Raw genomic sequence first — 22,314 nt, 5'->3', positions numbered from 1 at the left:
AATGAAATTCTTCGTTGACACGGCAATCGCCGACGACATTCGCGAGCTGAATGAATACGGGCTCCTCGACGGCGTGACCACCAATCCATCGCTGGTGGCCAAGTCCGGGCGCGACTTCAAGGAAGTGGTTGGGGAAATCTGCCAGATCGTCGACGGCCCGGTATCCGCCGAGGTCGCCGCGATGGACTTCGACGGGATGATGATCGAAGGGCGCATCCTGGCGGACATCGCCGATAATGTCGTCGTCAAGCTGCCCCTGACGCTGGACGGGCTCAAGGCCTGCCGCCGGATGCGTACCGACGGCATCCAGACCAATGTGACACTCTGCTTCGCCGCCAATCAGGCGCTGCTCGCCGCGAAGGCGGGGGCGAACTACATCTCGCCGTTCCTGGGCCGGCTCGATGACATCAACCTCGATGGGATGGAGCTGATCCGCGAGATCCGGGCCATTTACGATAACTACGGCTTTGAGACGGAAATTCTCGCTGCATCAATTCGCAACGGCAATCACGTCAAGGAAGCCGCCATTGCCGGGGCGGACGTTGCCACCATCCCACCGGCGGTCATCCGTGGGCTCGCAAACCATGTCCTCACGGACAAGGGGCTGGATCAGTTCGTCCGCGACTGGCAGGCCACGGGCCAGTCGATTCGCTGATACCACCTGACTTGATATCCGGCAGACCGGACGTCGCCATCCTGTTCAGCCTGGCACCTAGCCGATAGACCCGGCGTACTGCCGGACATGCCCGCATTGCGGGGGTGGACCCACCTGAATGCCGAATTCGCGACATCGTCACGATGACTGAGTCGCCGCACTATCCGATGAAACCCGCTGCTCGTTCATTCGCTCCCGTCGAACGATAAGATGCAAAACTTGTATTTGTATTAACGATACTGGTCAGCGATGCTGCGTCGCGACACAAGAGAACGCAAAGGGGTTATCCGTGGACTTCCTTTCCGAACTGACCGGTACGCTGCTGGCGCAGATGCAGAAACCCACCCTCGCCTTTCTGATTGGCGGCATGCTCCTCGCGGCCATGTCGAGCCGACTGGAGCTTCCCGAGCCCGTCTACAAGCTGGTCGTCATGCTGCTGCTCCTCAAGGTCGGTATGTCGGCGGGCATCTCGGTCCGTGAGGCAGAGCTTGTCGCCCTCGCCGTGCCCGGCATTCTGGCGGTGATCGCCGGCGTCTCGATCGTGCTGATTGGACGCATGACGCTGGTCCGACTTCGGGGCGTGGCCGAAATGGACGGGATGGCGACGGCGGGGCTGTTCGGTGCGGTCTCGGCATCCACGCTTGCCGCTGGCATGGCGATGCTGGATGACGCCGGCATCGCCTATGAAGGCTTCATCGGCGCAATCTATCCCTTCATGGACGTGGCAGCGCTGCTGACCGCGATCATCATGGCCAGAATGGCTGCCGAGCGCCGTGCCGCCCGCAGCGATGTCTCCCAGGGCGGCGTCGCGGTGATCGGTAGCGGCGGCGCCGGCGGCGGCCCAGCAATCGACTGGGCGTTAATCCGATCGATCCTGGTGGACACGATCCGCAGCCCGGCCATATCGGCGCTCCTGCTCGGCCTTGGCCTGGGGCTTTTTGCCAGACCCGACAGCGTGTTCGAGAGCTTCTATGAACCCCTCTTCCGCGGACTGCTCTCGATCCTGATGCTGATGATGGGATTCGAGGCCTGGAACCGGCTCGGCGAAATGCGTCGCGTCGCCCATGTCTATGTTTTCTATGGGCTGCTGGCCCCGCTGATCCATGGCCTGATCGGCCTCGGCATGGGACTGGTCGCCCATGAACTGACCGGGTTCTCCCTCGGCGGTGTCGTGCTGATGGCGGTCATGGCAGCGTCCAGTTCGGATATCTCTGGCCCCCCGACCCTGCGGGGTGCACTGCCGGAGGCCAATCCGTCCGCCTACATCGCGACTTCCACCGGACTGGGGACACCGGCTGCCATCCTGTCGATACCGCTCTGGGTGGCGCTGGCAGAGGCCTTCATTGGTGGTTGAGGAGACCCGCTCACTGGTTGCGGGCCTCGCGACGACGTTCCAGCTGGCGCTGGATGTTGAGCCAGGTGACCGCGATCAGAATGATTGCGATACCGGAAGCCTCACTGGGACTCAGCAACTGCCCGAGCAGCAGCACGCCGAACAGGGTGGCGGTGGCCGGTTCCACCATGGCGGTCACCGCTGCTGTGGACGGGAGAACACCGCGCAGGCCGGTGAAGTAGCAAAGAAAAGACAAGCCAGCGCCCATCAGACCGAAGAGGATGAAGAGGCCGAAATCAGGCGATGCCGGCGCTTCAAGCGCCTCCGACCAGTCCACTAGCGGCGCAAGCGCAATCAAGGCCGCCGTGAATGCGACGGTCAGGGCCGCGGGCGTGGAACCATGCCGACCGGCGGATTTGAAGGCGAAGATGAAAAGCGCATAGGAGGCCCCCGAGAGCAGGCCGCTGGTGATGGCGAACGTGGTCAGCCGAACCGAGGATCCGGTATAGACCCCGGTCATCAGGACGATGCCGATCAGCGTCGCCAGGATGACCAACCCGCTGGTGATCGTTGGCCGCTCCGTCCTCAGCAGGAAGGACACCAGATAGACCATGACCGGCGCGGTGTACATCAGCGTGATCGCGACCGCTACGCTGCCGGCACTGATGCTGAGGAAATAGTAGACCAGGTTGCCCGCGACGCCGAGCCCGGCGAGGCTGGACCATCCGACAAGCCGCCAGCCGAACTCGCCACGCATGCCGCCGTAGAAGCGCCAGGCGAGCCAGGTCCCCATGCAGATCAGGCCGAAGACGACCCGCCAGAGCGTGATGACCTGGGGCGACCAGCCGGCGTCCATGAGGATGCTGGCCAATCCACCGGAGAGGCCCCATTGAAAGGCACCGAGGGCAACGAGCAGCACGGGCATGCGCGGCACTCCACGGCCGATGTGAATGTGGCTGCGTTTGCAGTGCCCGGTGCTCGGCTGGCCTGTTGGCCGGCTCTTTCGTCATATGGCGCGCCCGGGAGGATTAGCTCGGCCCTGCGGGCCTCGTGCTCTCGCGCTGCGCGCTCGGATCGAACCCCTGGTCCGGCTGTTGGGGGTTCGAACCTGTCAGATCCCGATTATATGACGAAAAAACCCGCCTTCGGCCGGCTCTTTCGTCATATGGCGCGCCCGGGAGGATTCGAACCCCCAACCTCCTGATCCGTAGTCAGGTGCTCTATCCAGTTGAGCTACAGGCGCGTTGTGAGAAGCGCGGATTATGGGGGGTTTAGAGGGCAGCGTCAATATCGTCGCTGATCGCCAGCCTCGAGCAAATTGGGGCGACACGGACAGTTGATCGGTTATGCTTTCGTGTATCGGAAAGGACGTGAGGGAATCGGGATGAGGATCATCGGAACGGCAATCACCACCACCTGCGGCATCCTGTTGGGCCTCGGTCTGGCAAAGGCGGAGCCCGTTCAGATCGAGGTCGCCAAGACCGCCAGCTGCGGGTGCTGCAGCGCCTGGGTGGATCACTTACGGGACAACGGCTTTGAGGTCATCGCCCACGATGTCAGCCACCAGCAACTCAACGGCATCAAGGCACAGCTGGATATCGATCCGGTCCTCACCTCCTGCCACACGGCGATGGTGGATGGCTATTTCATCGAGGGCCACGTCCACGCCGATGAAATCCGCGATCTGCTCTCCGAGCAACCCGATGCCCGTGGGCTGACCGTCCCCGGGATGCCCATCGGTTCGCCTGGCATGGAAATGGGTGACCAGCAGGATGCCTACGAGACCCTGCTGGTGATGGATAACGGCGCGACGGCCGTTTTTGAGGCGCACCACTCCGACAGCCGATCCCGTTAAAAAGAAAAAGGGGGCAGTCGACACTACCCCCGAACGGGCCGTCCCTGGCCCCGGGGGTGAAGCACCCCCGCCAGCTCCTCTGGTGACTTACTGAGTGACGGTCACGCCCTCGGCGTCAATGCCGTCCTCAATGCGGCTCGATTCGACGATGAGCTCTCCGCTCCCTTCGTCTTCCTGCACGACCTCAAGGCCGGTGTCATCGCTGTCGTCGTTGTTGACGGTGTGCGTCTCCGTCACGGTGAGACGGACGTTGCCCGGGCCCTCTTCCTCGAAAACGACGCCCTTGCCGCCGTTGTCCCGGGACACCGAGCCGAGCACCGCGCCATGGACGCTGCCGGCGTCCTCTTCCGACATCTTGAAGCCGTCATCCGCGTTGCGGTAGGCAAGCGTGTTGATGTAGTGCAGGTTGCCGCCACCCGGGCCGGCCTCGTCCATATCCACACCTTCATCGTAGTTGCCGCTGATGGTGCTGCTGATCATGGTGAGATTGAGGTCGCCGGCGTCGGCCTCGTCGTAGTCGATTCCGTCATCGACATCGATGCCGATCTCGTATGCCTCGACGTAGCCCGAGTCGTAGAGATCGACTTCGCGCTCGAAGCAGCTGTCATCCGGCGTGCCCGTCACGTCACCCGGGATGTCCGCCTCGCGCACCTCGCCATCCTCGAACTCACCCTCCGGCTCGGCCGGCATGTAGGCGGCGAGCAAGGCAGGGTCACAATACGCGCCGTTGTCGACAAAACGGGTCCGCGTCATGGTCGAATGGATGGAACCCGCCTGGCCTTCATCAAGCTCCAGGCCGTCCGCACCCACCCGGGCGAACACAGAGGCCAGCCCGGTGACATGAATATCCCCCTCACCGCGCTCATCGACCCGCAGGCCGTCGGCATCGAACTTGCCATTGCCGACGCCATCAACGGTGACGTTATTCAGGCGCACACGAACCGAGGCGGGCGACCCCTGGCCGCCACCCCCTGCACCGGCACCACAGTCATCCGCCAGAGTGCAGTCAGAGACATGGATGCCATGGTTGGCCACGCCCTTGACCAGGACGTTATCCAGAGCGAGATCAACGATACCGGTCTGATCGTCGCGGACATCGATGAAGATGCCCTTACCGGCGGTCTGTCCGTTGGTATCCCCGCGGTTGACGATGCTGAACTGACCCGGCCCCTCGAAAGCGAGATCACTGATGGCGAGGCTCCCCCCATTCGCGCTTACGAGCAGATGCGTGTTGACATCGGAGCGAACGCGCTGGCCATTGCCGATGATCTCCAGCGGAGCCTCACCCTGGTAGACGAGACTCTCGGCGATCACGATGTCATCGCCGGTTGCAATGACGACCTGCGAGGGTGCGTCCGTTGCGGCCGCCTGCGAGAGCGCTGCGCGCAACGAGCCATCGCCCGCATCCTGGGCATTGGTCACCATGATCGGGGCGGTTGTCTGGGCCGCGGCCACCCCGGCGAACAGGGCGGAGAGCGCGAGGGCGCTTGTCACCTTCATTGATCCATTCCTCATTGCGTGAACATGTCTCCGATCACGCTAGTACCCACCTGTGACAGATCAATGAACGAAAGATGACGGGATCAAGTCATGGCAGCCGCAAATACGGAGGTTATACTGCGTATTTGGGCATTTCCGGGGGCAGAACAATGCTGGAGCGATTCTTTGGGCTGGCCGAGAACGGGACGGACATCCGTCGGGAGGTTCTCGCCGGTCTCACGACCTTTCTGACCATGGCCTACATCGTTGTGGTCAATCCGAGCATCCTTTCCGATACCGGCATGGACTGGGGCGCGGTATTCGTGGCGACCTGCCTGGCCGCCGCCCTCGGCAGCCTCATCATGGGCCTTTATGCCAACTATCCCTTCGGGCTGGCCCCGGGCATGGGACTCAATGCCTATTTCACCTACGGGGTTGTACTGGGGATGGGCATTGCCTGGCAGACCGCGTTGGGCGCGGTTTTCCTCTCCGGCATCCTGTTTTTGATCATCTCCGTCCTGCCGATCCGTGAGTGGCTGATCAATGCGATTCCCATGTCACTCAAGATGTCGATCTCCGCGGGTATCGGCTTTTTTCTTGCCATCATCGCGCTGAAAAACGCCGGCGTGGTGGTCAATAGTGACGCCACGCTGGTCACCCTCGGGGATCTCACCACGCCGTCCACGCTGCTGGCCATGCTGGGATTCGTGATCATGGTGGCACTCAGCTACCGCAAGATTCCGGGCGCGGTGCTGATCGGCATCCTGGCGGTCAGCATCCTCGGCGTGCCGTTTGGCGTGGCCGAGTTTGACGGCGTCATCTCGCTGCCACCGGATCCAAGCCCGACCTTCATGCAGATGGATATCGCGGGCGCCATGGAACTCGGGCTGGTGTCCGTAGTTCTCGTCTTCCTGTTCGTTGATCTTTTCGACAGCACCGGCACCCTGGTGGGCCTCTCGCACCGCGCCGGCTTCCTCGACAAGGATGGCCGCATCGGCCGCCTGCGCAATGCCCTGGTCGCCGACTCCGGCGCCAGTATCGGCGGCGCCGTCCTCGGCACCTCCACCACCACAACCTATATCGAGAGCGCGGCGGGTGTGAATGCCGGCGGCCGCACCGGACTCACCGCCGTGGTGATCGCCGGACTGTTCCTACTGTCGCTGTTCTTCCTGCCGCTGGTCAGCGCGATCCCGGGCTATGCCACGGCGCCGGCGCTGCTGTTCGTCGCCTGCATGATGGTCCGTGGCCTTGCCGAGCTGGACTGGGATGACATCACGGACACGGCGCCAGCGGTTGTCACGGCCATCGCCATGCCGCTCACCTACTCCATCGCCGACGGCATGGGCCTGGGTTTCATTACCTACGTGCTCGGCAAGACCCTGGCCGGCAAGCCCGGTCAGGTTCACATCGCCGTCTGGCTGATTGCGGCGCTGTTCGTCCTGCGTTTCGCCTTCATTCACTGACCGCGACCCGCGGCCCCTGTCCGGCAGAGCCGATCGCCTGCCGGACAAGGGCCGGCATCATGCAGGCCGCGAGGCTCGGTAGGCGATCGCGGCATGCAGAATGATCACGGCCAGCAAGGAGGCCAGATGGATCGATAGCGGCGCCGGGACGACTGCGAAAATCCAGACCGCGAGCGGGAGGAACAGCAATAGCGCCGTCCACAGCCCGGGGTTGTACCGCCGAAGCCGCACGGCCCAGGCAGCATGCAGAACCGCGTTCACGATCACCAGATAACCCGTCAGGACACCCCATGCCGGGTCGCCGCTCGCGAGATAGAACACGGCGAGCAACACGAACCAGACGCATACCACATTGACCACCCAGATATCCGCCGCCGTGAGGCCTCTGCGCTCCGGGCCAAGCAGTCCTTTCAGAAAGACCGCAAAACGATCCGCATCATGCTCTTCGAACTGATGAATCATATAGATGGGTAACGCAAGGTAAACGGGCAGCGCGATTCCGGCACCAGAGAGCGGGTAAAGCCCGATGAGCAGTAGCGCCGCCGGCGGCGTTGCATACACCCAGTATTGAAAGATTCGGTTCAGCAAGATCAAAAACTCCGTTATTCGGCCCCGGCCAATATCGGACCACTCTGGACGCCGCCGGAATCATAGCGCGGTATTGGACAGGGCGCTCGACACGGAAAAGTCACAGACCGTCGATATTGTCATGATTCCTATCAGGCAAAGGGATGGCGACTTTCCGATGAGCACCACATCCGGGGCATCCATGCAGGCGGAGGCCCCCGCCGCCAAAACGGTTCAGGGTTACATCGACGAAACACCCGTATGGCGGGATGGTACCAACGTGCCCAGTGCGCCGATGACGCGCATGCAGTGGTGGATATGGGTGCTGGCCACGGCGGGAAAATTCTTTGAGGGGCTCGTGGTTTTCATGACCGGCGTTGCCCTGCCCCTGATCGTCTCCGAGTTCGGGCTATCCGCCGCCGAGAAAGGGGTGGTCGGCGCCGCGACGCTGGCTGGCATCCTCTTCGGGGCCTCGGCGTTGGGCGGCCTCGCCGATACGTTCGGCCGCAAGCATATGTTCATCGTGGAGATGGTCATTTTCGTCGTCTTCCTCGCCGCCCTGAGCCTGAGCCCCAGTTATCCGCTGCTCGTCGTATTCCTGTTCGGGATGGGCCTGGCGCTTGGGTGCGACTACCCGACGGCCCACCTGATGATCTCCGAGAGCATCCCGAGCCGAAGCCGTGGAAAACTGGTGCTGAGTGCATTTGGCTTCCAGGCGGTGGGCGCGCTCGCCGGGACCGCGATCGGCTATCTGATCCTTGCGAACCTCCAGGACGTCACGGCCTGGCGGTGGATGTACGCGACCGCGATCATCCCGGCGATCCTCGTCATCATCGGCCGCTTTACGATTGCCGGCAGCAGTCACTGGTTGCTGGAGCGCGGGAGGACGGAGAAAGCGGAGACCGAACTCAAGCGGCTGCTGCAGCGCAGGCCGGAATACCCGAAGAAGATTCGTCTCAGCGCCCCGGCAGAACGCCACCAGAACGCCTCCCGGCAGGGCGGATTGCGTGGTTATCGCGAGTTGTTCACCGGGCGTAACCGACGGGCGACCATTCTCGCCTCGCTGCCGTGGTTCCTGCAGGATCTGGGCACTTACGGAATCGGCATTTTCACGCCAACGATCCTTGCCGCCGCCCTTGGGCATCAGACCGCCAATCCACACAACATCACGGCGATTATTCAGAACGACATCCTCGCGGCAAAAGGCGCTGCACTGATCGATATTCTCCTGATTGTCGGGATCATCGCGGCGGTGCTGCTGGCCGATCGAGTGGGACGGATCCGCCTGCAGGTGATCGGCTTCGTTGGCTGTGCGATCGGGCTGGCGCTCGCGGCCTTTTCCCAGAGTTTCAGTGGCCCGATGCAGATGACGCTGCTGGTCATGGGTTTCATGCTATTCAATTTCATGACCAACATGGGCCCGAACGCTCAGACCTATCTGATCGCCGGCGAGGTCTTTCCCACACGGCTTCGCGGACGCGGCGCGGGCTTTGCCGCATCCTTCGCGAAAATCGGTGCTGTTACGACAGCATTTCTCTTTCCCATGCTGTTGGCGCAGATCGGCACGCAGACGTTGCTCATCATTCTCGTGGGCACTTCTCTTCTGGGCGCATTGATCACGGCCTGGTTCCGGATCGAGACCACCGGGAAGAATCTCGAGGAGATTGATGGATAGGCTTCCTGCGGCGGAGAGGGAGGGATTGATTCGGCCCTTCGGGCCTCACCCTTCGGGCGCCTCGCTACGCTCAGCGTCCCAATCGCCTCACGGCGATTGGTCGAACCCGATCTGCATGCTCCGGGGGTTCGAACCCCAGCTTTCATCAGGCAAAGAAAAAGGGGCGCAAGGCCCCTCTTTCTTTGCCCGGCGGAGAGGGAGGGATTGATTCGGCCCTTCGGGCCTCACCCTTCGGGCGCCTCGCTACGCTCAGCGTCCCAATCGCCTCACGGCGATTGGTCGAACCCAATCTGCCTGCTCCGGGGGTTCGAACCCCGGCTTTCATCAGGCAAAGAAAAAGGGGCGCAAGGCCCCTCTTTCTTTGCCTGGCGGAGAGGGAGGGATTCGAACCCCCGGAGCCTTTCGGCTCACCGCATTTCGAGTGCGGCGCTTTCGACCACTCAGCCACCTCTCCAGCAGGCAAAGAGTGTACATCATCCCCGGATCGGGGTGAAAACCCTGAGGACTGTCATCGCGCGGTAACAGGACCGGCTTAGTGTCTCTCGGATCAACCAACCGCAGGCTGGAGAACACGATGAAAAAGCAGACCATGGCGCTGACCGCCCTTGCCGCCGCTGCGATTGCCGGCGCCGCCAATGCCGAGTTCGCACTGGACGATCGTTACACCGATAGCGACGGCGATCTGATCGCTGACGTTCCGGAAGACGCCTCAGAGTGGGTCGACCCGAGCACGCTCGTCTTCGCCTACACGCCAGTCGAGGATCCGGCGGTGTATGCCGAGGTCTGGGACGGTTTTCTCGACCACATGGCCGAGGTGACCGGCAAGAACGTGCAGTTCTTCCCCGTGCAGTCCAATGCAGCCCAGATCGAGGCCATGCGGGCCGGGCGCCTGCATGTCGCGGGCTTCAACACCGGTTCCAACCCCATCGCCGTAGCCTGCGCGGGCTTTCGTCCGTTCGCCATGATGGCCGCTGAAGACGGCTCGTTCGGCTACGAGATGGAGATCATCACCTACCCCGGATCCGGCATCGAATCGGTCGAAGACATCCGTGGTCAGGAACTGACTTTCACCGCCGAGACGTCCAACTCAGGCTTCAAGGCGCCGTCGGCCATCCTCAAGGCCGAATTCGACATGGAGGCCGGCGAGGATTTTGAGGCCAGCTTCTCGGGTGCCCATGACAACTCAATCCTTGGCGTTGCCAATCAGGACTACCTCGCCGCCTCGGTTGCGAACTCGGTGAAGGGCCGGATGCTCGACCGCGATGTCATCAGCGACGACCAGATCGAGGTGGTCTACCAGTCCCAGACCTTCCCCACCACCGGTTATGGTGTTGCCCACAACCTGACGCCGGCGCTCCAGGAGAAGATCCAGGAGGCGTTCTTCGGCTTCGACTGGGAAGGCACGGCGCTTGCCGAGGAATTCGGCCGCAACGGTGAGGATCAGTTCATCCCCATCACCTTCCAGGACGACTGGGCCGTCATCCGCACCATTGACGAAGCCAACGGAGTGGCCTACGACTGCGAGTAACGACTCAGCAGCGCCATGAAACGGGTGGCCCACGGTCACCCGTTTCCTCGCTTTGCCCGGGGGACCGTCGCCATGTTGCAGATCAGCGAGCTCACCAAGACCTACGCCACCGGTGATACGGCCCTCTCGGAGGTCACGCTGGATGTGCCGGAGGGCCAGATCGTTGGGCTGATCGGTCCGTCGGGCGCTGGCAAGTCGACGCTGATACGCTGCATCAACCGTCTGGTGGAGCCAACGGCGGGTCAGATCCAGCTCGGCAGGGTCGATCTGGCGACGATCGGCCACCGGGAGCTACGCCGGCAGCGACGCCGGATCGGCATGATCTTCCAGGAATATTCCCTGGTCGAACGGCTGACCGTGATGGAAAACGTCCTGTCCGGACGGCTGGGTTATGTCCCCTTCTGGCGCAGCTTCACCCGCCGGTTCCCCCCTGAGGATATCCAGCGCGCCTACCAGCTGCTTGATCGCGTCGGGCTGATGGCGCAGGCCGACAAACGCGCCGATGCCCTCTCCGGCGGCCAGCGCCAGCGCGTCGGTATTGCTCGTGCCCTGGCGCAGCAACCCGAACTGCTGTTGGTGGATGAGCCCACCGCCAGCCTCGACCCTCGCACCTCACGTCAGATCATGCGGTTGATTACCGAGATCTGCGTCGAGCAACGGCTTCCGGCGATCATCAACATCCATGACGTTCCGCTGGCCCAGCAATTCGTGCAGCGGATTGTCGGCTTGCATGCGGGGCGCATCGTGTTCGATGACCATCCTGCCGCGCTCAATGACGCAACGCTCACCACCATCTACGGCGAGGAGGACTGGAACCCGAACCGCGAGGACGACGGATCGACCCCGGCGAATGCACCGCAGGCTGTCGGAGACGCCGGTACATCACGGGAGTCACTGGAGGCCGCCGCTCGATGAGTCGCGCCGCGGTATCCCATTACCCCACGAGCTGGCGCCGGCCACCGCAGATCATCACGGGTCGCCGCTGGCGCATCGGCATTCAGCTGGGCATCCTGGCGTACCTCATCCTCGCCGGCAGCTCCGTCGAAGTGGACTGGCAACGTGTAATGGAGGGTCTGGAGCGCGGCCAGCGCTTTGCCATGGGCTTTCTGCAACCCGACTTCGCCAGCCGCTGGGGGGATATTTCACGCGGGCTCATCGAGAGCCTGACGATGACGCTGACCTCCACGGTCATCGGCGTATTGATCTCGGTGCCCATCGGTATCGGCGCCGCGCGCAATCTCGCGCCACGCAGTGTCTACCTGGTCTGCCGCGCCATCATTGCGGTGAGCCGCGCCCTGCAGGAGATCATCATCGCCATTTTCTTCGTGGCGATGTTCGGCTTTGGCCCGTTTGCGGGATTCCTGACCCTGAGCCTCGCCACCATCGGATTCCTGGCGAAGCTGCTCGCCGATGACATCGAGGAGATCGAGCCCGGACAGGCGGACGCCATTCGGGCCACCGGCGCGTCCTGGTGGCAACTGATCAACTATGCCATCCAGCCCCAGGTCATGCCGCGGCTGATCGGCCTCTCGCTCTACCGGCTCGATATCAATTTCCGCGAATCGGCGGTGATCGGCATCGTCGGCGCCGGCGGCATCGGCGGTACGCTCAACACCGCCATCGATCGATATGAGTACGACAGTGCCGGCGCCATTCTGCTGGTCATCATCGCCATCGTGATGGTTGCCGAATATGCCTCGGGTTACGTCCGGAAGTTCGTCCAATGAGCCAGTCCAGCAATCAAAAGGCCATCTGGCGCCATCGCACGAGCCGACAGCGGCTGATGCTCTGGTTCGGCTGGTTGGGGCTGGTCGCGCTGTTCGTCTGGTGCTGGCAGCTCATGAACCGCGAGACCATGTGGTTCTTCGTGCTGGATGCACCCCGCCAGGCGGCGGATATCGGTGGCCGCATGTGGCCGCCCCGCTGGGAATACCTGCCCGAGCTGCTGATTCCGCTGTGGGATACCATCAACATCGCCACCATTGGCACCATTGGTGGCGTGCTCATGGCCGTGCCGATCGCATTCCTGGCGGCGCGTAACACCACCCCCTCGACCCGGTTCCTGCGCCCTGTCGCCCTCTTCATCATCGTGACTTCGCGTTCAATCAACGCATTGATCTGGGCCCTGCTTCTTGTCGCCATCATCGGCCCGGGCATCCTCGCCGGCATGGTGGCGATCGCCCTGCGCTCGATCGGTTTTGTCGGCAAACTCCTCTACGAGGCCATCGAGGAGACCGACCCGCTTCAGGTGGAGGCCGTGGCGGCCACCGGTGCAGGCCGGGCGCAGGTGCTCAACTACGGCATCGTCCCGCAGATCATGCCGGCCTTCTGGGGTATTTCGGTATTCCGCTGGGATATCAATATCCGCGAGAGCACGATTCTGGGCCTGGTGGGTGCCGGCGGTATCGGCCTGAAACTGCAGGGATCGCTGAATACCCTCGCCTGGGGACAGGTCAGCGTCATCCTCTTGCTCATCCTCGGCACCGTGGTGGTGAGCGAGTGGATCTCGGCCCGCATGCGCCACGCGATCATCTGAACGGAACGCGTTAGACTGTGCCGTCTTGTCATCGCTTTCCGGGATCAGGATGGATCAGAACACGGCTACCCTCTCCCCAGCGGATGCGCCTCCGGGCTTCACCGCCTACGAAGCCATCCGGCACCGGCTACCGGCGCCGGCGAGAAAGGGTGCCTGCCGCCGGGCGCGTCATCTGGGTGACATCGCCGATCGTTATGACACGATCCTGCTGGATGCCTACGGCGTGCTCAATCGGGGGATGGAGCCGGTCGCGGGTGTACCCGAGCGCATCTGCGCCCTGCAGGCCAGCGGCAAGCGCATCATGGTGGTCTCCAATGCAGCGGGCTTTGCCCATCGCACGCTGATGCAGCGCTACGGTCGTCTCGGTTACGACTTCGATGCCGAGGACGTCATCACCAGCCGCAAGACACTGGTTCGGCAGCTCGAGCAGGAGGGGCTGCGCCACTGGGGCATGATCGCCGGTCAGCACTTCGGCCCCGACGAGTTCCCGCCCCTCGACTATCGCATGCTGGCCGACGACATCGCCGACTACGATGCCGTCGAGGGGTTTCTGCTGGTCGGGGCATCGGAATGGACGCCGGCCCGTCAGGCGCTGCTCATCGAGAGTCTCAAAAGGCGACCCCGTCCGCTGTTTGTGGCCAACCCCGATCTGCTCGCCCCACAGGAAGGCGGGTATTCCACCGAGCCGGGCACCTACGCCCACGAAATCCAGGACGAGACCGGAGTCGAGCCGGTTTTCTACGGCAAGCCCTATGGCAACATCTTCGAACTGGCCATGGAGCGGCTGCAGCAGGATGCCGGAATCGATCCCGGCCGAGTACTCATGGTCGGGGACACCCTCCATACCGATGTCCTGGGTGGCCAGACCGCCGGCCTCCATACCGCGCTGGTCACACGGAGCGGCGTACTGGCCGATATGGATATCGATGCCGCCATCGCTGCATCCGGCATCGCCCCCGACTGGATTCTCGATCAGGCCTGAGCCCTCACAATGGAAGGAGCAGCCTTGATTCCACGCATCGACTTCCAGAAGCTCGCCGCGGGCGATACGGACACCCTTCAAGCAGTCGCCTTCGGCGCCCGGGATACCGGTTTCCTGCTTCTGGAGAACACGCCCATATCGGCCGCAAGGCAACAGGCGGTTCTCGCGGCGTATCTCCGGTTTTTCCGTCAGGATCCCGCGGTGAAGTCCGAGGTGGACATGGCGCGCACCGGTTCGAACCGCGGCTGGGGTGCATCGCGATCCGAGCAGGTGGACCCGGTGTCCAACCCGGATTACAAGGAAGTATTCGATTGCGGGGTACCCCTCCCCGAAACCGATCCGCTCTCCGATCTCCCGGTCTATGCACCGAATCTCTGGCCAAGCTCACCGGCCGGTTTTCGCCAGACCATCGAGGCGTACTTCCTGGAGGCGCGGGAGGTCGCGATGGAGGTACTGCGAGGCATTGCCTGGGCGATCGGTCATGATGCCGATGCATTCGCCGACAAGTTCGCCCGACCCATGGCGCTGCTTCGTGGCAACTACTACCCGCCCCGTCCGATCTGGGCCGGAGACCGCGATTTCGGGATCGCGACCCATACCGACTACGGCTGCCTCACACTACTGGCCACCGATGGGCGCGGTGGACTGGAGGTGGAATTGCGCGATGGCAGCTGGCATAGCGTGCAGGGGGGAGCCGGCGTATTCATCATCAACTTCGGCGAAATGCTCGAGATGTGGAGCGGAGGCGCCGTCAAGGCCACGCCACACCGTGTCGTCGGCGACGCGGAGGAGCGCATATCCGCGCCGCTGTTCTTCAACCCGGATTACGAGGCGAACGTCGCCCCGAGCGGATCCGACAATCCAATCAGTGCCGGCCAGCACCTGAGTCGGCGCTACGCCGAGACCTACCTTCACATGAAAAACGGCTGAGCGATCCCCTGGGGGCGTTCACTGCATCAGCCATTGCAGCGAGAGGTCCGTTACAAGCGGGCTAGCCGGGGGCAGATCAAGGGTCATGACGCCCGTCACCCGTGGCTCACCGCGCACACGGGTGCGGATGCTTCGGCAGTCGCCGACCATCCCCTCGCTGACGATCTCGCCCTCGAACATGGTGCCGGAGGGACTGGTGTTGCGCAGCGTGGCGCCCACCGTGGCCCGCCCCTGACGGCTGAGCCGGGCCAGACGGGCAACGGTGCCGGTCCCGGTGGGGCAGCCCCAGAGGACACCCGGATGCCCGTAGGTCCCACCGATGGCCACCCAGCAACCAGGCATCTCTTCGCGCTCCGGCCACATCCAGTGCAGAAAACGGGGCAGCCCGACGTCACCGAGCACCGGATGCTTCAGATCGAAATCCGCCTGCACCGCCTCGATCATCCGGGCAGCGAGGGCCAGCGCATCGGCATCACCCGCCTGCTCCGGCCGCAAGCCCAGCGCATCGGCATCGACCATGACGTAATGACCGCCACTCCAGACGAGGTCGTAGCCGACCATTCCGGTCTCCGCCAGCTCGATCGACGCGTTGGCCCGGTGGACAAAGGTCTCATCGCCCTCCACATCCACCGAGACCACCCGCCCCGCTTTAAGCGTGACATGCGCATCCACCCTTCCCCCGGGCGCTTCCAACCGGACACACTGGACCCCATCGTCCGTTTCGCGCGGGATACGACCGCTTTCAATGAGCGCGCAGGCCGTCGCCATCGTATTGGAGCCCGAGAAGAACGGATAACCCATCACCTCCATGATGATGAACCCCGCCTCGGCCTCGGGATCATCCGGCGGCGTGATCAGGTCGACACAGAAGGCGGGCAACCCATAGGGCGGCTCGATCAGCAGACGGCGCAGTCCGTCCCCCGGCCCGCTCAGCCATTCCATACGCGCCCGCACGCTGCGGGTTGCGTCGACGGGCACACCAGAGAAGACCACGCGATGGATGTCACTGCCAACGGCGACATCCATCCACTCAAGGCGTGGCCAGCCGTCAGCGGCGGGCATGGGGCGCACCGACCTGTTCCCAGTGCCGGTCGGGCACCACCACCAGCTTGCCCACGTAATCCTTGCTCATGAAATCGGTCTGGGCCCGGTGGAAATCCGAAAGCGGATAGGTCGCGTCCAGCAGCGGCCGGATACGCCCGGCCAGTGCATGCCCGAGCAGGCGCCGGAAATCGCTGCGCCGGCCCTGCGAGGAGCCATGCAGCTGGAGCTGCTTGAGATACATCGTGCGCAGGTCGAGATCCACCACCGGCCCGGCAATGGCCCCGGCGGTGGTGTAGCGGCCCTCCGGACGGAGAATGCGCAGAAGATCATTAAAATGGGGTCCGGCAACGAGGTCGGCGACCACATCAATGGCTTCGCCACCGGTGGCTTCTTCCACCGCCACGACCCAGTCGTCGGCGGCCCGATCGATGACCGCCTCGGCGCCGATCGCCTTAAGGGCTTCTGCCTTGTCGCGCCGGGTCACGGCGTAGGGAATGGCGCCACGGGCGCGGCAGAGCTGAACGATACCCGAGCCGACGCCGCCCGAGGCACCGGTGACCAGGACCCGCTCGCCGGCCTGGACCGCAGCACGCTCGAGCATGTGCTCGCCGGTCAGATAGGCACAGCAGAACGTGGCGAGCTCGGCATCCGTCAGATCCGTCTCCACGGCATGCGCATTTTCCGCCGGCACGCACTGGTACTCCGCATAACCACCGTCACGACCATGACCGATGTAGTCGATATCGGCGAGGCTGTCGTCCTCGCAGTTGTAGATGCTGAAATCGACGACGACCCGCTCACCGATACGCGACGTGGGCACGCCATCGCCCACGGCAACGATCCGGCCCACACTGTCGGTCCCCTGGATCCGGGGGAAGGTCAGGGTCGAGCGCCCGCGCCGCCAGGTGGAGACCGCCTGCGGATCGGTATCACTGCCGTAAGCACCCTCGCGCACCCACACATCGGTATTGTTCATGCCGCAGGCATGGACCTCGAGGAGCACCTCGCCGGCCGCCGGCTGCGGCACCGGAACATCAGTGCGGTATTCAAGGGCATCCAGCCCGCCGTGGCGGGTGAGCAGGACGGCGGCCATGGTCTCGGGGATTGCTGTCGGGTTCACGGTCTCTCGCTGGTTGGCCGGAATTGTCATGCAATGTAGTGGGGAATTGACGCTCCGCTCAAGTGCCTCGACGCGCCCGGAAGAATCCGCGCAGCATCGCGGAGGCACTCTCGGCCTCAAGCCCGCCCTCGACCGCGATCCGGTGGTTATGCGTGGTGTCTTGATGCAGGCTCATGGCGCCGCCACAGGCGCCGGTCTTCGGATCACTGGCGGCAAACACCACGCGCTCAACCCGGGCATGGATCATGGCCCCAACGCACATGGGACAGGGCTCGAGTGTGACGAACATCGTGCTGCCCGGAAGGCGATAGGCCCCCAGCCGAGCGCCAGCGTCCCTGAGGGCAAGAATCTCGGCATGCGCGGTGGGATCATGCAAACCGATCGGGTGATTGAAGCCCTCACCGACGATTCTGTCGTCGAGCACCAGCACCGCACCCACCGGCACCTCGCCGGACTCGGCCGCCTGCCGGGCCAGCGTCAGAGCCCGTGCCATGTAGCCGTCTTGCGCTATTCCCACTCGATGGTGGCCGGCGGTTTACCGGAGATGTCGTAGACCACCCGGGAAATGCCCTCGATTTCGTTGATGATGCGGCGCGAGACGTGATCGAGGAAGTCATAGGGCAGATGCGCCCAGCGCGCGGTCATGAAATCGATGGTCTCCACCGCCCGCAAGGCCACCACCCACTCATAGCGTCGGCCATCGCCAGTCACTCCCACTGAGCGTACTGGCAGGAAGACGGCGAAAGCCTGGCTGGTCTTGTCGTACCAACCGCTGGCGCGCAGCTCCTCGATAAAGATGGCGTCGGCCTCTCGCAGGCAGTCGGCGTATTCCTCGTGGATCTCGCCGAGGATACGGACTCCGAGACCCGGGCCCGGGAACGGATGGCGGTGGATCATCTCCGCGGGCAGGCCGAGTTCCAGTCCAATGCGGCGCACTTCGTCCTTGAACAGCTCCCGCAGCGGCTCGAGGAGCTTCAGGTTCATGCGCTCGGGCAGTCCGCCGACGTTGTGATGCGACTTGATGACATGCGCCTTACCGGTGCTCGCACCCGCCGACTCGATGACATCGGGATAGATGGTGCCCTGGGCGAGCCACTGGATGTTATCGAGCCTGCCCGCCTCCTCATCGAACACCTCGATGAAGGTCCGCCCGATGATCTTGCGTTTGGCCTCGGGGTCGGCCTCGCCCGCCAGCGCGCCCAGAAAGCGATCCTCGGCGTCGACCCGGATGACCCGGATCCCCATGTGACGGGCGAAGGTCTGCATGACCTCGTCGCCCTCGCCGAGTCGGAGCAGGCCGTTGTCGACAAACACGCAGGTCAGCTGATCGCCAATGGCCTTGTGCAGGAGAGCTGCCACCACCGACGAGTCGACGCCCCCGGAGAGACCCAGCAGGACGTTCTCATCACCCACGCCATCGCGGACGCGGGCCACCAGATCGTCGATGATGTTACCGGCGGTCCAGTCGCCCGAACAGCCGCAGACCTCGTGGACGAAGCGCTCGAGAATACGTTGGCCCTGATGTGTGTGCGTGACCTCGGGATGGAACTGCAACCCGTAGAGGCCGCGCGCATCATCACCAATCCCGGCAATGGGCGCGGACGGTGTGCTGGCGATGACCTTGAAGCCATCGGGTAGTTGCGCCACCCGATCGCCATGACTCATCCAGACGTCGAGCAGGCCGTGACCCTCGGCGTTGGTCCGGTCCTCAATATCGCGCAGCAGCACGGAGTGCCCCCGGGCGCGCACCTCCGCATACCCGAACTCCTTGGTGGATGAGGCCTCCACCACCCCGCCCAGCTGATGGGCCAGCGCCTGCATGCCATAGCAGATCCCCAGCACCGGCAAGCCGGCCTCAAGCACCGCCGCATCCACCCTTGGCGTCTGCTCGCTATCCTCATGCACCGACTCCGGCCCACCGGAGAGGATGATGCCGCTTGGCGCAAAACCCCGGATGGCGGTGCCATCCACATCCCAGGGGCGGATTTCGCAATAGACGCCCGCCTCGCGGACGCGGCGGGCGATAAGCTGGGTGTACTGCGAGCCGAAATCCAGAATGAGGATCCGCTCGGCATGGATGTCCTGGGTCATGAGGTCATGCGCTCAGTCGCTGCGATAGTTGGGCGCTTCCTTGGTGATGCTCACGTCGTGGACGTGGCCTTCGCGGACGCCGGAGTTGGTGATACGGGCAAACTTGGCCCGCGAGCGGAATTCGTCGATGTCCCGACAGCCGCAGTAGCCCATGCTGGCCCGCAGCCCGCCGAGCAGTTGGTGGACGATGACGTTCATCGGCCCCTTGTAGGGCACACGACCCTCGATGCCCTCGGGCACCAGCTTGTCGACATTGCCGGCATTCTCCTGGAAGTACCGGTCGGATGAGCCCTGGCTGCTCGACATCGCGCCAATCGAGCCCATGCCTCGGTAGGACTTGTAGCTGCGCCCCTGATAGAGCTCGACCTCACCGGGCGCCTCTTCAGTGCCAGCGAACATGCTGCCCATCATCACGCAATGCGCGCCCGCCGCCATGGCCTTGGCCATGTCACCGGAGAACCGGATACCGCCATCGGCGATGACCGGGACATCGCGGCCCTTGAGGGCGCTCACGGCGTTGTCGATGGCACTGATCTGAGGCACACCGACGCCGGCGATGACCCGTGTCGTGCAGATCGACCCCGGTCCGATCCCCACCTTGACGGCATCGGCACCGGCATCGGCAAGCGCCACGGCGGCATCCCCGGTGGCAATGTTGCCACCGACCACCTGGACGTCGGGGAAATGCTTCTTGACCCAGGCCACCCGATCGATGACGCCGCGACTATGGCCATGGGCCGTGTCCACCACCAGCAGATCGACCCCCGCCGCGGCGAGCGCCTCGACGCGCTCCTCCGTGCCCTCGCCGGTGGACACCGCCGCGCCTACGCGGAGACGGCCATGCTCGTCCTTGCAGGCGTTGGGAAAGTCCTCAGCCTTCTGAATGTCCTTGACGGTGATCATGCCACGGAGCTGGAAGTTACCGTTGACCACAAGCAGTTTTTCGATCCGATGGCGATGCAGCAGTGTGAGAATCTCGTCACGCTCGGCGCCCTCCTGCACGGTGACCAGCCGGTCCTGAGGCGTCATGGCCTCGGTCACGGGCAGATTGAGCCGCGTCTCGAAACGCAGATCGCGGCTGGTCACGATGCCAACCAGCTCGCTGCCCTTGACCACGGGCACACCGGAGATACCGTGCTGGCCCATGAGCAGCAGCACCTCGCGAATACTTGCCTCGGGATGGACGGTAATCGGCTCCTTGATCACGCCGCTCTCGAACTTCTTGACGGTGCGCACCTCGCGGGCCTGCGCCTCGACGCTCATGCTCTTGTGCACTACGCCGAGACCGCCCTGCTCGGCCAGCGAGATGGCGAGCCGCGCCTCGGTGACGGTATCCATGGCGGCGGAGAGCAACGGGATATTGAGCCGGATATCGCGGGTCACGCGGGTGGTCAGATCGACGTCACGGGGCAGGACCTCGGAGTAGTCCGGCAGCAGAAGAACGTCATCAAAGGTCAGGGCTTCCTGGGCGATCTGCATGGCGACGTCCTCTCGTGGCACTTGGCGGGATAACCGTCCATTATACGGCCGGAGCCGTTGCAGCGGCAATGTATCGTCTCCCCGCAGCCATCTTGCCGGCCAACTGCTAGGCTGTTGCCATGAGCGAATCGGACCGGCACGACATCTACAGCGTCTCCCGCCTGAACCAGGAAGTCCGCATGCTCCTGGAGCAGGCCTTCCCCCTGGTATGGGTCGAGGGCGAGATCTCCAATCTGGCCCGACCGCGGTCCGGGCACGTTTACTTCACGCTGAAAGATGCCGAGTCACAGGTGCGCTGTGCGCTGTTCCGCAACCGCGCCATGCGCCTGCGCTTCACCCCGGAGAACGGCGACCAGGTGCGGCTGCGGGCGAGAATCGGACTGTATGCCCCGCGCGGCGAGTATCAGCTGATTGCCGAGCATATGGAGCCCGCCGGTGATGGCGCACTGCAGCGGGCCTTCGAGGCATTGAAGGAGCGCCTGGGCCGTGAGGGTCTGTTCGATCCAGCGATCAAACGCCCGATCCCCGCACTGCCGAGGCGGATCGGCGTGGTCACCTCGCCCACGGGTGCGGCCATCCGCGATGTCATCAGCGTGTTGGGCCGGCGCTTCCCCGCCCTACCGATACTGATCTACCCGGTACGGGTTCAGGGTGAAGGTGCCGCTGAGGAGATCGCCAGTGCCATTGATCTGGCCGATCTCCGAAACGAGGTGGATGTCCTGGTGGTCGGCCGTGGCGGAGGCTCGCTGGAAGACCTGCAGGCGTTCAACGAGGAGGTGGTCGCCCGCACCATCCATCGCTGCCACTTGCCGGTCATTAGTGCCGTCGGCCACGAGGTGGACATCGCCATTACCGATCTGGTGGCCGATGAGCGTGCCGCGACACCGTCCGCCGCCGCCGAGCGCCTCTCCCCCGATGGCGAGGCGTTACGCGGCACGCTTGCCCGGGGCGGTGATCGGCTGCGCCAGGCATTATCGCGAACGCTGGCCGCACGCGCTGAAACAATCGCCAGCCTGGAACGGCGACTCGCCGCACAGCACCCGGGCCGCCAGTTACGGGATCGCGCCCAACGCCTCGACGAGCTCGACCAGCGACTGACGCGGGCCGTCCAGTCAACGCTGTCCGGGCGCGCCACGGCGGTGCAGAACCTGGACCGGCGACTGCGGACCAACCCGCCGAGTCATCTCATCCAGCGCCTGAGCACACACCGCACGCATCTTGGCCAACGGCTCGAGCGTGCCATGCAGGAGGTGATCGCGCTGCGCCGTGCCCGTCTGCAGGAAAACGGCCGAGCGCTGCAGGGCGTCAGTCCCCTCGCCACGCTGCATCGCGGCTACGCCATCGTCCAGAAGGCCGACGATGGCCGGATCCTCCGCGAGGCATCCTCAGTGGAGGTCGGCGAGCCAATCCGTGCCCGGCTTGGCAAAGGTACCCTCGTGGCCCGGGTCGAGGGCCATGGCGATGACGCACCGCTCTCCGGCGAGAACTGACCCAGGGCAAAACCGCATCGCGTCTGGCTTGTTGACGGAGCGTCCCACGCGCATCATGGCGGCACTATCCGAACCGCACCCGTGGGA

General features: G+C 63.9%; 20 protein-coding genes and 2 tRNA genes. 12 read left to right on the top strand and 10 right to left on the bottom strand.

From position 1 onward, the window contains the following. Position 1: 1 nt before the first annotated feature. Both fsa and V6X30_RS02620 read left to right on the top strand, forming a co-directional pair. Complete coding sequence (fsa, locus tag V6X30_RS02625) at positions 2-655, top strand: fructose-6-phosphate aldolase (RefSeq protein WP_367983090.1); 654 nt, start codon at positions 2-4, stop codon at positions 653-655. 289 nt (positions 656-944) lie between these two features. Continuing rightward, entirely contained in the window at positions 945-2,009 is a 1,065-nt protein-coding gene (locus tag V6X30_RS02620; RefSeq protein ID WP_367983089.1) for a sodium-dependent bicarbonate transport family permease, read from the top strand. Between the two features lie 10 nt (positions 2,010-2,019). Here the strand turns inward: V6X30_RS02620 and V6X30_RS02615 are convergent, their stop codons facing one another. Then, positions 2,020-2,913, bottom strand: coding sequence for an EamA family transporter (locus V6X30_RS02615; RefSeq protein WP_367983088.1), 894 nt, complete (start codon positions 2,911-2,913; stop codon positions 2,020-2,022). Between the two features lie 241 nt (positions 2,914-3,154). Beyond that, a tRNA-Arg gene (locus tag V6X30_RS02610) sits at positions 3,155-3,231 on the bottom strand. A gap of 141 nt (positions 3,232-3,372) precedes the next feature. Here V6X30_RS02610 and V6X30_RS02605 point away from each other — a divergent pair. Continuing rightward, positions 3,373-3,843, top strand: coding sequence for a DUF411 domain-containing protein (locus V6X30_RS02605; RefSeq protein WP_367983087.1), 471 nt, complete (start codon positions 3,373-3,375; stop codon positions 3,841-3,843). Positions 3,844-3,930: 87 nt separating this feature from the next. On the opposite strand, the gene V6X30_RS02600 is transcribed toward V6X30_RS02605, so the two are convergent. Then, complete coding sequence (locus tag V6X30_RS02600; protein ID WP_367983086.1) at positions 3,931-5,343, bottom strand: hypothetical protein; 1,413 nt, start codon at positions 5,341-5,343, stop codon at positions 3,931-3,933. Between the two features lie 149 nt (positions 5,344-5,492). On the opposite strand from V6X30_RS02600, the gene V6X30_RS02595 reads away from it, so the two are divergent. Next, positions 5,493-6,785 carry an NCS2 family permease gene (locus V6X30_RS02595; RefSeq protein ID WP_367978621.1) on the top strand — a complete coding sequence of 431 codons (1,293 nt, stop codon included), beginning with the start codon at positions 5,493-5,495 and terminating at the stop codon, positions 6,783-6,785. A gap of 57 nt (positions 6,786-6,842) precedes the next feature. Here V6X30_RS02595 and V6X30_RS02590 read toward each other — a convergent pair whose 3' ends face one another. Next, positions 6,843-7,373 carry an HXXEE domain-containing protein gene (locus V6X30_RS02590; protein ID WP_367983085.1) on the bottom strand — a complete coding sequence of 177 codons (531 nt, stop codon included), beginning with the start codon at positions 7,371-7,373 and terminating at the stop codon, positions 6,843-6,845. 157 nt (positions 7,374-7,530) lie between these two features. On the opposite strand from V6X30_RS02590, the gene V6X30_RS02585 reads away from it, so the two are divergent. Further along, on the top strand, positions 7,531-9,027 hold the full coding sequence (locus V6X30_RS02585) for an MFS transporter (protein ID WP_367983084.1): 1,497 nt from the start codon (positions 7,531-7,533) through the stop codon (positions 9,025-9,027). 366 nt (positions 9,028-9,393) lie between these two features. Here the strand turns inward: V6X30_RS02585 and V6X30_RS02580 are convergent. Beyond that, positions 9,394-9,481 (bottom strand) — tRNA-Ser (locus tag V6X30_RS02580). Positions 9,482-9,601: 120 nt separating this feature from the next. Between V6X30_RS02580 and phnD the strand changes: the two genes are divergently transcribed. The 6 genes from phnD (at position 9,602) to V6X30_RS02550 (ending at position 15,003) form a co-directional block, all read left to right on the top strand. Further along, a complete protein-coding gene (gene phnD, locus V6X30_RS02575) occupies positions 9,602-10,555 on the top strand; it encodes a phosphate/phosphite/phosphonate ABC transporter substrate-binding protein (RefSeq protein WP_367983083.1) in 954 nt (317 codons plus the stop codon). A gap of 72 nt (positions 10,556-10,627) precedes the next feature. Then, complete coding sequence (gene phnC, locus V6X30_RS02570; RefSeq protein ID WP_367983082.1) at positions 10,628-11,470, top strand: phosphonate ABC transporter ATP-binding protein; 843 nt, start codon at positions 10,628-10,630, stop codon at positions 11,468-11,470. Continuing rightward, positions 11,467-12,282 carry a phosphonate ABC transporter, permease protein PhnE gene (gene phnE, locus V6X30_RS02565; protein ID WP_367983081.1) on the top strand — a complete coding sequence of 272 codons (816 nt, stop codon included), beginning with the start codon at positions 11,467-11,469 and terminating at the stop codon, positions 12,280-12,282. The genes phnC and phnE (V6X30_RS02565) overlap by 4 nt, the downstream gene beginning before the upstream one ends. Next, the gene (gene phnE, locus V6X30_RS02560) at positions 12,279-13,091 is read left to right on the top strand and encodes a phosphonate ABC transporter, permease protein PhnE (RefSeq protein WP_367983079.1); all 813 of its coding nucleotides are present in this window, start codon (positions 12,279-12,281) and stop codon (positions 13,089-13,091) included. The genes phnE (V6X30_RS02565) and phnE (V6X30_RS02560) overlap by 4 nt, the downstream gene beginning before the upstream one ends. A gap of 49 nt (positions 13,092-13,140) precedes the next feature. Further along, positions 13,141-14,073: an HAD-IIA family hydrolase gene (locus V6X30_RS02555; protein ID WP_367983078.1), complete on the top strand. Its 933-nt coding sequence runs from the start codon at positions 13,141-13,143 to the stop codon at positions 14,071-14,073. A 24-nt stretch (positions 14,074-14,097) separates the two neighbouring features. Further along, positions 14,098-15,003, top strand: a complete 906-nt coding sequence (locus V6X30_RS02550) for an isopenicillin N synthase family dioxygenase (protein WP_367983077.1) — start codon at positions 14,098-14,100, stop codon at positions 15,001-15,003. Between the two features lie 18 nt (positions 15,004-15,021). On the opposite strand, the gene V6X30_RS02545 is transcribed toward V6X30_RS02550, so the two are convergent. Genes V6X30_RS02545 through guaB form a run of 5 tightly spaced genes read right to left on the bottom strand, consistent with a single transcriptional unit; the run spans position 15,022 to position 20,737 of the window. Then, positions 15,022-16,065, bottom strand: a complete 1,044-nt coding sequence (locus V6X30_RS02545) for a proline racemase family protein (RefSeq protein WP_367983076.1) — start codon at positions 16,063-16,065, stop codon at positions 15,022-15,024. Beyond that, a complete protein-coding gene (locus tag V6X30_RS02540; protein WP_367983075.1) occupies positions 16,052-17,167 on the bottom strand; it encodes an alcohol dehydrogenase family protein in 1,116 nt (371 codons plus the stop codon). The genes V6X30_RS02545 and V6X30_RS02540 overlap by 14 nt, the downstream gene beginning before the upstream one ends. 58 nt (positions 17,168-17,225) lie before the next feature. After that, positions 17,226-17,660, bottom strand: coding sequence for a tRNA adenosine(34) deaminase TadA (gene tadA, locus V6X30_RS02535; RefSeq protein ID WP_367983074.1), 435 nt, complete (start codon positions 17,658-17,660; stop codon positions 17,226-17,228). A 14-nt stretch (positions 17,661-17,674) separates the two neighbouring features. After that, positions 17,675-19,258, bottom strand: a complete 1,584-nt coding sequence (gene guaA / locus V6X30_RS02530; RefSeq protein ID WP_367983073.1) for a glutamine-hydrolyzing GMP synthase — start codon at positions 19,256-19,258, stop codon at positions 17,675-17,677. Between the two features lie 12 nt (positions 19,259-19,270). Beyond that, the gene (guaB, locus tag V6X30_RS02525; protein ID WP_367983072.1) at positions 19,271-20,737 is read right to left on the bottom strand and encodes an IMP dehydrogenase; all 1,467 of its coding nucleotides are present in this window, start codon (positions 20,735-20,737) and stop codon (positions 19,271-19,273) included. A gap of 119 nt (positions 20,738-20,856) precedes the next feature. Here guaB and xseA point away from each other — a divergent pair, with 119 nt between their 5' ends. After that, positions 20,857-22,227, top strand: a complete 1,371-nt coding sequence (gene xseA / locus V6X30_RS02520; RefSeq protein WP_367983071.1) for an exodeoxyribonuclease VII large subunit — start codon at positions 20,857-20,859, stop codon at positions 22,225-22,227. The last annotated feature ends 87 nt before the right edge of the window (positions 22,228-22,314 follow it).

This window comes from Spiribacter sp. 1M189 (assembly GCF_040838345.1).
Classification (GTDB): Bacteria; Pseudomonadota; Gammaproteobacteria; order Nitrococcales; family Nitrococcaceae; genus Spiribacter; species Spiribacter insolitus.
This window is presented reverse-complemented; position numbering and strand designations above follow the sequence as displayed.